The organism is Ruminococcus sp. 5_1_39BFAA (assembly GCF_964240875.1).
Lineage (GTDB): Bacteria > Bacillota > Clostridia > Lachnospirales > Lachnospiraceae > Blautia_A.
This window is the reverse complement of the sequence record NZ_CAXSVO010000009.1, coordinates 1-12,931: the sequence shown is the minus strand read 5'-3', so window position 1 is coordinate 12,931 and position 12,931 is coordinate 1. Positions and strand designations below refer to the sequence as shown.

At 44.1% G+C, this 12,931-nt stretch carries 8 protein-coding genes; all 8 read right to left on the bottom strand.

All coding sequences use genetic code 11. From position 1 onward, the window contains the following. Positions 1-22: 22 nt before the first annotated feature. The 8 genes from ACESZH_RS11210 to ACESZH_RS11175 all read right to left on the bottom strand — a co-directional run bounded on the left by ACESZH_RS11210 (position 23) and on the right by ACESZH_RS11175 (position 12,830). Complete coding sequence (locus ACESZH_RS11210) at positions 23-778, bottom strand: alpha/beta fold hydrolase (RefSeq protein ID WP_373215595.1); 756 nt, start codon at positions 776-778, stop codon at positions 23-25. A gap of 125 nt (positions 779-903) precedes the next feature. Continuing rightward, entirely contained in the window at positions 904-1,227 is a 324-nt protein-coding gene (locus ACESZH_RS11205) for a cupin domain-containing protein (protein ID WP_009247294.1), read from the bottom strand. Positions 1,228-1,327: 100 nt separating this feature from the next. Then, positions 1,328-2,215 carry a CPBP family intramembrane glutamic endopeptidase gene (locus tag ACESZH_RS11200; protein WP_118500665.1) on the bottom strand — a complete coding sequence of 296 codons (888 nt, stop codon included), beginning with the start codon at positions 2,213-2,215 and terminating at the stop codon, positions 1,328-1,330. Then, positions 2,215-2,943, bottom strand: coding sequence for a MerR family transcriptional regulator (locus tag ACESZH_RS11195; protein WP_165852778.1), 729 nt, complete (start codon positions 2,941-2,943; stop codon positions 2,215-2,217). The genes ACESZH_RS11200 and ACESZH_RS11195 overlap by 1 nt, the downstream gene beginning before the upstream one ends. Positions 2,944-3,205: 262 nt before the next feature. Beyond that, complete coding sequence (locus ACESZH_RS11190) at positions 3,206-9,064, bottom strand: DEAD/DEAH box helicase family protein (RefSeq protein ID WP_373215705.1); 5,859 nt, start codon at positions 9,062-9,064, stop codon at positions 3,206-3,208. 608 nt (positions 9,065-9,672) lie between these two features. Beyond that, positions 9,673-10,017 (bottom strand): TnpV protein, encoded by a 345-nt coding sequence (locus ACESZH_RS11185; RefSeq protein ID WP_373215594.1) that lies wholly within the window; start codon positions 10,015-10,017, stop codon positions 9,673-9,675. An 897-nt stretch (positions 10,018-10,914) separates the two neighbouring features. Further along, a complete protein-coding gene (locus ACESZH_RS11180) occupies positions 10,915-11,556 on the bottom strand; it encodes a JAB domain-containing protein (protein ID WP_373215593.1) in 642 nt (213 codons plus the stop codon). 182 nt (positions 11,557-11,738) lie between these two features. Then, positions 11,739-12,830, bottom strand: coding sequence for a DUF5688 family protein (locus ACESZH_RS11175; RefSeq protein WP_287715577.1), 1,092 nt, complete (start codon positions 12,828-12,830; stop codon positions 11,739-11,741). Positions 12,831-12,931: the final 101 nt, after the last annotated feature.

Genomic DNA, 12,931 nt, shown 5'->3' with positions numbered 1-12,931 from the left:
CTAAAAACTGAAATTTTTCACTCTATTCATTAAAGACCTTATCCAATTCAGCAATCATAATCTCTGGATTAAATAAAGCATTCTCGCAATGAAACTTACCTTTGAAACATTTTACTACCGTAGTCGGATAATACTTCCTAACATATTTAGCGGATTTCTTTGCAAGCATCTCATTGAGAGCTGTTCCATGAAAGAAATATACCACCGTATTAGGAGTATTTATATTCTGACTCAATTTAAAATCAGCAATGCCATCTATACTGTTTTCAATAGTTACATCTGATATATTATCAAGTACCTCCAAAAAACATTCAAGATTATCTTCTGAAATAATTACTTTCGTAGCCTGTTCTACTGTTTTCTTATCTCGCCGCTGTGATTTATGAGTAATATCAATGTAGAATTTCTTCATAAACCCTTTCATGAATCTATTATAAGATACTAAAGGCGACCCATCAAAAATCACTTTATCAATCGATAATCTATTATTCTGCCATAGCGTTGCAGTCAACACTCCACCCATTGACATTCCATACACAGCATATATCTCTTTTCCGTAGCGTGAAAGCATATAATCCTCGATTTCCTTTGCATCTGATGAAAACGAAATAAAATCTTCCTTAAACTCAGGGTTATGTCCTGACATAATAGGCACAATAATGTGAAACTTATTTTTATAATAATCTATATACTTATTCCACACCTGCCAAGGGCACTGAAATCCGTGAATAAGAATAATCTTTCTTTTGCTTGTATCACCAAATTCAAGTATTTTCATATTGAAATTCCTCCATCAACTTCAAATTTCTAGTATTCTTATCAATCATCTTTTACCTTATCTGCTAATACATAGTTTACTTTAACAAATTTCCCTTTAGAGTGTCTAGCACCATGAACTCATACCTAATATGATACTACTAATTGCATTTTAAACTTTTCCTCGCCGTATACAGCATGTGGAATATCCTTTGGCATAATTAAGGTTTCACCTTTCTCAAGATAGAACACTTCATCTGCCACAGTAAATCTTCCTTTACCTTCCAAAACAGTTACCATTGCATCTCCACCGGCAGCGTGTGTAGATATTTCTTCGCCCTTATCAAATGAAAAAATCGTCATGCTAACATAATCATTTTGAACAAGCGTTTTACTTACAACTTGTCCTTCCTGATATGATACTAAGTCTTTCAATTCTATTTTTGTTTGCTTTTCAACATTCTTATACATCTTTTCTCTCTCCTTAATCCTAAAAATTCAAATCTTCTGTTACTTTCAATCTCTCCACAAGACTGAAATTTGTGGGTGAGATTGAATATCTCTTTAATACTCAATTCCTTTTCGTCTTTACGCAAATGATGACTGCTACAATAATCATTGGAATCATACTGATAATACCAATATATGCTGGACCTAGAATTGCCATATTGGAATATTCAGGTTTTACCAGATATGCAAAGATGGTAAATGCATTGATAGCACCATGCATAAGGGATGGCAACCAAATGGTTTCTGTCTTTTCATATACATAATCAAGTAAAATACCCATCATAATAGTAGAGATACAGAATACGATTGGCCCAAGTACCGGTGCGCCGATATATTCTTTTCCATACTCATAACCGGCAAAAATCATGATCGGCCAGTGCCAAGCACCCCAGATTGCACCACCCACAATACGGCCTTTGGTGTCACCAAACTTTTTCTTCAAATACGGATACAGTGCACCTCGCCAACCAACCTCTTCGCCTAATGCGACAAACATATTCAGAAATGGTGCAATTGTCACAGCTTGAACAGACGTAATCAGCAGATACATTGGTATCGTGATACCCTGTGCCTCGAACTGTTCCAACGCTCCCGCTTCCTCTAAAAGACCTCTTAACGTCATAAATTCAGAGTCAAATGTATCCGGGAAAATCACAAAAAACAAGACCCCTCCAAGGATACTTAATAACGCCGGCATCCAAAGGGCAAAGAATACATAACGAAGTTTCCCTTTTAAATGTGGTACCCATCCCATACCTTTTAGCGGGATTCTGGCTACCAGTACACCAAGGAACGGCATAAACATGGTAATCATCACTATAACAGTAAACACTATCTGATTTCCATTATTACTAAAAACACTTGCTATCATTTCTAAAATCCAAGCTAGTCCAAATGCGACTGCCATGTATATCACAAATTGTTTCTTACTCAAATTAATTGTTTCCATTATGCATCCACCTCTTTTCTATATACTTCCAAACTCCAAATTTTCCTCCTACAACTAGGACAAGTTAACTTTCTCATCTTTGGATTATGATTTGCCAACAGAGTTTCCATTTTCCTTGGTTGAAATCTGGTATGGCATTCCGGACAAATATACTCTATCCGTTTGTACCAATAGTTTGCTAAAAAGACAGCACAAATAGTATACACTGCCGTAGTTACAAAAAATGGTATCCAAATTCCTTGTAATATACCAATAACAAAAGTTACAATTCCTGTGATTTCTACAGGAATTCCTACGATCAGCATTTTTTTGTACATTTTCTTTCGCTTTTCTTTTTCCTCCATAATTGACGATATGTCATGAATTGTTTTTTGTGAGCCATCCTTGAAAGAAGTCAAAAAATTTCTTATATTTTTTATTTTTTCTAATTGCTCTGTTTTTTTCTTAATATCTGCCTGAAGGTTTTTATTCAGTTCATCAAGCAAAAGTTCAATTACTTTTTTAGACTCATCAGATTCCAATATTTCAGCAATATCTTTAATAGAGATATCTAAGTCTCTCAAAAAGCATATTGTTTCCAATGTAGCAACATCCTTTTCAGAGAACAGTCTTCGTCCTCCCTCTGTCAAATCCGTTGGCACAAGAATACCTCTTTCATCATAGTATTGAATGGTTCTTACTGAAACATTACACTTCTTTGCAAGTTCTCCTGTTGTATATAATGACATATCCTGCCTCCTTTCAAGGCCCATATTAGTATATAACGCAGCGTAACAAGCAATATATCACGCTACGTTTTTTTTTATTTTTTACGCAAATAATTAATTTCTCATATCAACCAGACAGTGAGAGAAATTCAAAGTTTCTGTTCTCTATAAAATTAATTTATCGGGATTTACCAAATCGCCAAACAACGATTTGTTCATTTAAAGGGGCATAACCCTATGCCCCTATTCTACAACATTTTTCTCCTGTTGTATATCCGAAAGACTATCCGATACACGCTTCTGATGTTCTCATTGCAGGCTCTTTTCCCTCCTGTCTCTGGCTGTTCTGCTTGATGGCAGTAATTCTGTCATGAAGAGACTGATGTTCCTCTTTCTCCTCATCCTGCTCTTCTTCCTCTTCCATCACAGTTTCCTTTTCATCCATGTTCAGCAATGCATTCAGTTCTGACAGACTCTCCAGTTTCTGGTTCAGTTCTTCCTCTTTCGGGAACGGTTTTTTCACCTCTTCCATCGCATTTTTCAGCTGTCCCTGCACCGTCTCCAGCTTACGCTCTGCTTCTGCCAGCTTTTGCGGGATTGCCTCTAATGCGTTATTGATCCTGATGATATTCCCGTTTTCATCGGAACCAAGGCTGACACGATATACATTTTCATTTTTCAAAGAAAGGATAAATTCCTTATTCCAGGAATCAAACTTTAAGCGGATGGAAAATCCCTGATACTGTCCGACACTAATCATGGCATCCGCCTGTTTCATGGACTGGCAGACAGCAAGAAGGGCTGCTCCCGCTTCCTTTTTCTCATAAAAGACTGTGCCGCCGACTTCCATCGCAAATTTCTCCGGATCCGTGATCTTATTTGCCTGATACTGCACCAGATCCGCTTTGTATCTTTCGATGCTTTCCTTAAGTACTGCTATCTGCTGTGGGAAATTCTTTGCAATATCATCTTCCAGCCGATAATGGTTGCTCACAAAATTCGCTTTCAGCAGCTTCAGCTTTGATACTTCCACATCCAGTGCCATTTTTTCCTTGATTGCCGGATTCCCTGTTGCCAGGGCTTTTACTTCCGCATAAGACAATGCCGTATCGTCCACATCCTCGCAGCTTCGTACCGGTGATTTGCTGGTCATGATCTGGGAAATGAATTTCTGCTTGCTTTCGATCAGCTGCCACATGAAACTGTCGAAGGTTCCTTCCGTCACATACCGATAGATATGCACTTTCTTGTTCCTATTGCCCTGACGGATAATACGTCCTTCCCTTTGTTCCAGATCAGAAGGCTTCCATCCCACGTCCAGATGATGCAGTGCAATCAGACGGTCCTGCACGTTGGTCCCGGCGCCCATTTTAGCGGTAGAACCCAATAAAAAACGAACCTGTCCGGATTTTACTTTACTGAACAGCTCCGTTTTCTTCACTTCCGTATTGGCATCATGAATAAAAGCAATCTCCGCTTCCGGCACTCCTTTTGCCATGAGTTTCTTTTTCAAATCGTCATAAACATTAAAGGTTCCATCCCCTTTCGGTGTGCTGAGGTCGCAAAAAATGAGCTGGGCTGACCGTTTTGATGCCGTCTCTTTCCAGATAGCAAAGCTCTTCTCCACACAGGCACAGATTTTACTGTCCCCATCATCCGGGAGCAACGGATTCACAAGACGCTGATCCAGTGCCAGCTTCCTTCCATCATTTGTCACTTTCAGCATATTGTCAACAGAGGAATCCACACCGCCGTCCCGGATTACTTCTGCACGTTCTCCAAGGCTCTCCACGATCTCTTTCTGATGTTCAGTTGGTTTTAACACCACCGTTTCATATTCCGCTTCCGGCACAGGAAGTTCCAGCTGGTCTGCCGTCTTAATGTCAGCAATCTCTTTGAACATGCTCATCAGTTCCGGGATATTGTAAAATCTGGCAAATCTGGATTTTGCCCGGTATCCGGTACCCTCAGGAGCCAGTTCGATACTTGTCACAACTTCACCAAAGGTGGATGCCCAGGAATCAAAATGTCCCAGCCCCATCCGGTTCAGTTTTCCATACTGCAGGTAACGCTGCATGGTATAAAGTTCCGTCATGCTGTTGCTGACCGGTGTGCCCGTTGCAAATGTAATGCCTTTCCCACCGGTGATCTCATCCAGATACTGGCATTTGTTGAACATATCTGCCGATTTCTGTGCTTCATTCTGGGCAATGCCTGCCACATTCCTCATTTTTGTGTAAAGGAATGCATTTTTGTAATAATGAGCTTCATCCACATACAGACGGTCTACCCCCAGTTCTTCAAACGTTACCACATCATCCTTTTTCTCTTTGTTCTCCAGCTTTTCCAGACGCCTCCTGAGACTCTTTTTGGTCTTTTCCAACTGTTTTACCGTAAAACGGCTGCCATCACTTTCCAGCTTTGCCTGCTGAATTCCTGCTTCCAGTTCTTCGATCTGCTCTTCTATGATCTTTTTCTGGCGTTCTTCCGATAAGGGGATCCTCTCAAACTGGGAATGCCCGATGATCACTGCGTCATAGCTGCCCATTGCGATTCTGGCACAGAACTTTTTACGGTTTGCCGGTTCAAAATCTTTTTTCGTTGCCACAAGGATATTGGCTCCCGGATAAAGCTGTAGAAACTCTGCGCCCCACTGCTCCGTCAGGTGGTTGGGAACTACAAAAAGGCTTTTCTGGGCAATACCAAGACGTTTGCTCTCCATAGCTGTAGCTACCATCTCATAGGTCTTTCCGCTTCCCACGACATGGGCAAGCAGGACATTATCCCCATAAAGCTGATGGGCAACGGCATTTTTCTGGTGCGGACGAAGCTCTATTTCCGGATTCATTCCCGGAAAGGTCAGATGGCTTCCATCGTATTCCCTGGGACGGATGGAATTAAAACGGTCATTATAAATCCGGCACAGCTTTTCCCTCCGTTCCTGATCTCTGAAAATCCAGTCCTTAAACGCTTCCTTGATTGCATCCTGCTTCTGGGTTGCCAGCATCGTTTCTTTTTTATTCAACACACGGATTTCATTTCCCTCTGCATCAATCTTTGTGTCATAGATCCGTACATCTTTTAAATTCAGAGTTTCTTCCAAAATCTTATAGGCATTGATCCGGCTGGTGCCATACGTTGCCGTGGTCAGCACATTTCGGTCACTGTCCGCATTTTTACCGCTGATATTCCATGCACCGCTAGCTTCCGAATACCGGATATCAATTACCCTTCCAACCAGATAACCCGGAGTATCAAATAGTTCTTCCATAAAATCCCGGTATATTTCCGGGGCGATCCATGTGGCTCCAATACGGACTTCAATCTCTGACGCATCCAGGTCTACCGGCTGTACCTGTTCCAAAGCATGTACATTGCTGGTAAATTCCGGATGGTTTTCTGAAAAGATCTTTGCCGTTTTCAGCTTCTCCCGGACATTACCGGAGAGGTATTCATCCGCAGTCTCCCACTGTCCATTGATCGGATCCCGAAAGATTACTCCTGTCAGTTCTTCTGCAACTTTCTCTTCCGGCTTACCTGTCAGTCCTGCCATATAAGGAAGGTCAACCCTTGCTTTTTCATTCAGGGAAATCGTCAGGGCTTCCGCCGCAGTTTCCACACTGGTCACAGCCACTGCTTTCTTAATCGTCCGCTTGGTGAACATATCCGCTTTCCGTTTCAACGTACCGTCTTCATTAAGATCCTCCAACGAACAGAGCAGACAATAAGAAGAATCATCGGAGAATGCCCGTTTGTTTGCATTGCTTCCGATGACCCCGTATTTTTCCGTATAGGCATCATAGACCTGATTCAGTTTGACCTGAAGCTCCTGTATCGCCTCATTTGTTGCATTTTCCTCCATCTGCAGGGCGATCAAGTCCCGGACTACCTCACGGATCTCAACCATACCTTTCACACGTTCCGCCGTGGCTGCCGGCAGCTTCACCGGATTCATCAGGGAATTTACCCGGTAGTAGATCTGGTCATCCACCACAGTAAAGCTGTAGTTCCGGACAGCCGGATCCGCAGGAATGCTCTCCATGATCTCATCCAGTTCTGTTTCTGCCGTTACTGCCGGAACCATAGTTCCATGGATTTTCGCTGCGGCATCTTCCAGCTGTTCCGCCAGGTCTGCACCTTCCAGAGGAAGGCAGGCAGTCTCCATGCCATATGGTCCGGATACCTCTGCCATCGTTCCAAGCACCATTTCCGGGTGGGTAATAAAATACTGGTTTATGGTAATCCCATTCCCATCCTCTCCAAGAGCAACCCATTCCGGCTCTTCCATAGAAATGCTCTCCCTCTTCTGGAAAAATAGAATGTCTGCACTGACTTCGGTTCCCGCATTCGCCTTAAAGGCATTGTTCGGAAGACGGATCGCACCGAGAAGTTCTGCCCTCTCTGCAAGATACTTCCTTACCTCCGGCGATGCTTTATCCATGGTTCCCTTGGTTGTAATAAGGGCAGCCACGCCACCCGGTCGTAACTGGTCAATGGTCTTTGCAAGGAAATAGTCGTGGATCATAAAATTATACTTGTCATACTGCCGGTCATTCACTTTATAGGAACCAAAAGGGACATTTCCGATTGCCACATCAAAGAAGTCATTGGGATAATCGGTCTTTTCAAATCCTTTGATCTGGATATCAGCGTTCGGATAAAGCAGTTTTGCGATCCTTCCGCTGATGCTGTCCAGTTCCACTCCATAAAGCCGGGACTGCTGTAACTTGTCCGGAAGCATTCCAAAAAAGTTTCCTACACCCATGGATGGTTCCAGGATGTTTCCCTTTTCAAATCCCAGATTCTGAATCACCCGGTACATACTCTCGATGATAACAGGTTGTGTATAATGGGCATTCAACGTGGATTCCCTTGCCGCCGCATATTCTTCCCTGGTAAGCAGATCTTTCAGCTCCTGATATTCATCACTCCAGGAAGCTTTGCTTTCATCAAAGGCATCCGGCAAGCCTCCCCAGCCAACATAGTTTGACAGGATTTCCTGCTCCTCTGGTGATGCATAACGGTTCTCGCTTTCACATTTTTTCAGAACCCGGATTGCCATCACATTGGCTCTGAATTTTTCTTTTGCCGTTCCATAGCCCAGCTGGTTATCCGTGATATGAAAATTGACTGCCCGTATCTCCGCAGATAATGCACGTTCCCTTTCCCCATACTCATTCCAGACACGTTCCGATATTTGCCGGAAATAGATGGATTCATTTTCCATGATACTGTAGCTGACTTCCTGGAGTTCTTCCAGGTTCGATGCATTTTCAATATCCTCATGGTACTGAAAATAAAGGGCTTCCCGTTCCAGTACCATCTCCAGCCGCTCCAGTTCCGGTTCGGACATCCGCTCCCAGATATCATCTTTTTCCGTATGGATAGTAAACCCTTCCCCGTCATCGTGGTATTCCACCGTATAATGCAGGATATCCTGCTCCCCACGTATTTCACAGGTAAAGTCATACTCCGTTGTCCTGCTCACAGAGGAATACTGGCGGTTTACTAAAACCAGGTTCTGCACATCTTCTGCCCTTAATGGCTGCCCGCTTTCCTCCGGCTTATCTTCCACATTTTCTTCCGTATGAACTTCTTCATGAACTTCCTCAATCTCTTCAGGAACCTCCTCCGTTTCCAGTGACTGCTTTACTTCTTCCATATCAGCAAGACGCTGAGCTTCCTGCCGTTCTTCATACTTTTCCAGTTCTTCCGGTGACAGAAAATCATCCATCCGGATCAGCTGTCTTGTCCTGGAAGCTGCCTGTTTCCACTTGATAAGTGTTCTCAGGCTCGGGTTGGATATCTGCCCTTTGCTCAAACGGATTCCTTTTGCGTCATGCCACTCATCGGAAAGATCGCTTCCCTGGATGCCCGGCGTACATCCTCCGTCTCCGTACTCATGTTTTAAAAAGTCAGCTGCTTCTTTTTCATCGTGGTGTTCCATGAAAAATTCATAGATACGGTTCCTTCCGCCAGCTACATTTCCACCCCTCCGTAAAACAGAGTCAATCTCATCCTGCGTAATAAAAGCCATTTCCGGCGGTGTTACGGTTTCTTCCTGCCGACTCCAATCGAGCGTCCTTCCAAGGTCATAGACCCTCTGCTTATATATCGGATTATTCCGGATCTGGTACCTCATATAGTTTTCCAGATGACGTTCCATATCCCGTTCCAGTTCCACAAGCATCTGGTAATACTCCCTTGTCTGCTCCCGGTCATCCAGGCCTGCACGGAACCTTTCGGTCGTTTCTGTATGGCTGTATATTCCCCTGATAGCCCCGGTATCCCGGAAATGGAGTGCCAGCTGGCTGGAAAGTTCGTCACATTCCACTTTAATGGAATTTAGCATAATCACGTTGGAGACATAAGTCCCCGCATCATACATATCCTGAATGCGGTTTGCCGCTTCTTCCCACGTAAGCATACGGTCATAACCTCGTCTTGCGGATTCCCCACGTCGGAATCGCATCCCGTCCCCGTCATACCAGATACTGAATTTCTGTCCGGAAAACTCAAATCCTTTCCCGCCGGTACCATATTCCTGGATCAAAAAGCTCCGCAGTTCCTCATGGTCAATTCCTTCCACAAGCTTTGCAGTGATGTGGAATAACGTATTCTTCCGACCGCTTCCGGTACGAAGCACATCATCCACGATCTCATCCGAAACAAAAAAAGCGGCTGGCTGTGTGAGTGCAGCTGCCGCTTTCCTGATCTCTCCAAACTGTTCTTCCTCTGTGGGAAACAGGCTTAATTGTATATAATCTCCTGAACCACCAGTTCCTCTGCCTGCGCCCGGATCCGGTTCATGTGACGGGTCCATGCCATGCAGTCGGCTGATTTCTCCGGTGCCGGGTCTTTCTCCAGAAGCTGCATGGTCAGGTCTTCCACTCTCTGTCTGGCTTCGCTGTCCACTTCCATCAGATGGCTGTCCAGCCTGTTCTGCAGAGCCAGTATGCTGAATCTGGCTTTCTTGTGGTTTCTCAGATATTCCTTCCGCATCATCCCGTATTTCCCGATGTTCCCCCTGGTCTCCTCCAGTTTGATATCCGGGATCAGATAATCCCCGTTCCTGCTGTAAGTGATCTCTCTCATGCTCTGTTTCCTCCTTGTTTTCTTCTATCTCTGGTTCTGGTGTAATTTCTTCACTTTCACGAATTAACGTGTTAAATTCATTATAGACCACTTCCGATTCTTTTGCAACCGTTTTCCTGTCATTTTCCAGATCCATAAGGACATACCGTCCAAGCTGCATCAGAATCGGTCGGCAGATCTCATTAACCGCTGTGCCAAGGTGTCCAAGCACACGGAGGTCATTAAAATCCGTGATGTGCCGCAGGCTGTCCGCAGACAGGTACGCTTCCGTATCCATCCCGCACCGCTTTAAAAGTACATACCATACACTGTCCGTCATAAGGTCCCGGAACTCCACTTCCTGGTTCTGCTCATCCAGTTCTTCCAGAAATGTCCCCTGCACGTCCTGTTTCAGTTCATCAAACGCATCCGGAAGCCACTCCCGCACACTTTCCTGTGCTGCCTGATGAAGTGTTCCGGCAAGCCCGCCATCTCCTTCGTCCAATCCATACGCTCTCTGCAGATAATCTGCCGCAAAGGAACAGTCTTCCTGTGGCAGCACCCACAAAGCCGGGTCTTTCCCCAGATTCCGCACCTTATAAGTATCCGAAATGTCAAACACATACCGCAGGCGGTTTTTCGGGCCGGATGTATAATCAATCAGGGCAATCCCTTTCGAGCCTTTTTTGATCCATCGATACATCCGCTTATTCCATACCTCCATGGATGCCACGGCCGTTGCTTCCGGTCTCTGGGCAAAGATCAGGAGCTGTTCATCAAAGGTGTATTTATATAACCGGGATGCGGTATCCAGAAAACGCATCCACTCTTCCGGCTTTGCTGCGATGTCCTTTGCGACTTCTTCCGTAAGCTGTTCCATGGCATATAATTTATTTGCCATACCCATTCATCCTCCTCTCATTCTATCGTCGTTTCCCGTTTTTTCTTCACACCGGATGTTTTCTGACCGGATGTGATCTTTTTCCGGTTTTCCTCTAAGGATTCCTTGATTGATTTTTTATGTGGTTTCTCATATCCGTAATTCTCTGCTTCCTTTTCTGCCACTTTCAGATTGATATCATTCAAATCCACAGAGTTTTGAATCTGCTCCATAGGAAGAATCTTTTTTCCCCGGAAAGAAAAATAGGACTGGTCATTTCCAAGAATCACATGGTCAATCACAGGGATACCAGCCAGCATACAAAGCTGCTGCATTCTTCCCGTGAGTGCAATGTCATCCTTCGATGGTTTCAGGCTGCCACTTGGATGGTTATGAAACAGAAGGATAGAAGCTGCATTCGACAAGAACGCCGCCTTTAATACTTCCCTCGGATGCACCAGTGACTGGTTCAGTGTCCCCATACTGATGATGGACATGTTGATGGGAACATTATCACTCCGCAGATGGACCACTCCTACCACCTCCCGGTCATAGTCTTTAAAGGCATCTCCCAATACCCGGATCGCATCTTCCGGTGTAGAGATCTCTTCCTCACTCAGGATCGGTGCTTCTTTCACAAGTCGAACCGTTACCTGATCAATTCCGTATTTTCTTTTCACTTTCTGATGCACCTCTCTTTAAGGGGATTTGAAGAATAAACTCCTGGCCCTTTTGTGACTCCAGCCATTTCCGGATATGTCCGGATAACTCTTTTCTTTTTCCCTCAGTCGTTTTGTTTCTCATATTCTCCTTCTTCCAAAAGCGGGAACCACAGCTGCAGTTCCCGCCCTAAAATATTTACCTACATTACCATAGCCGTATCTCTCGTTTTACCCTTGGGTTTTCCCAGGATATCTTCCGATTTCATTTCTTCCTTCGCCTTTTCCAGCTTTCCATGAATCCCTGTTTTCTCTGCCGGCTTTTCTGCCGCAGCCGCTTTTTCTTTTTCCAGACGTGCCTCCCGTTTCTCCGCATTTTCCATGACGGCTGTTCTGCCATCACAAAACTGCACTTTATCCGAAAGCTGCTCCTCCAGTGACACCTGTGTTGCATTGACTTCTTTTACCATGGCATTCAGGGCTTTCACATCAAAGTCCCCATTATCCGGTAAAAGAAGTATTTCATGGATGGAGGAAGGCAAGATATAAAAATCACCCTTCATAAACTCCCCAATCTGTTTGCGGATATCCTCATGCAGGATCAGGGATGCTCCATTCATTTTCCCTTCATTTGTCATACAAAACATCGGCTGTGCGAAGGAATCCACATCCTTTTCCCATTCAAATAGGTTCTCCGGCGGTTCTCCTCCATAAATCATGCTCTCAATCATCTCTTCCATGGAATACAACACCGGTCCTCGATTTTTATCCGCTGCCATTGCATCCTGATGGAGAGTCTGGACATCAATCTTCCACGCCTCTAAAAGTGCTTTGGTCACGGAAACAGAAGCAATGCCATCTTCATTTTCCGACAGGTTGACTGTATAATAAGCTGCAAAATCCCCATGCATAGTCACAGCTTTATCTTCCAGCCATTCCCTGTTCTTTTCCGGGTCACACATCCTGATCTGCAGCTTATCCCTGACACTCCCGTAATCCATCATGCCATTCACATCAACGTTCAGATCCGTATCCATTTGCTCAATCCAGAGGTCTGCCACATCCCCCACACAGGCATCCGGATTTTTCCCATTCCGGTATTCCTGGTAAAAGGAATCCAGATATACATTCGGTGTAATATTGCTGTCTTTTTCAGGAATGATCACCGCCGTCAGTGTCAGCCCGTTCTTCTTTACTACTTCCTGCAGATGGATATTGGCATCCGCATATTTTTCCGGAAGATACTCCTTCAGATTGTCTTTTACATATTCAAAAAAATCTTTTCTGTTCATCATACACAATTACCCCCTTCTGATCATATATTTTCTCGGAGTTTTAAACCTTGATTTTCAGGGCTTTTTTCTTTGCTCATTTCAAAAATCCCCCCATTTTTTTC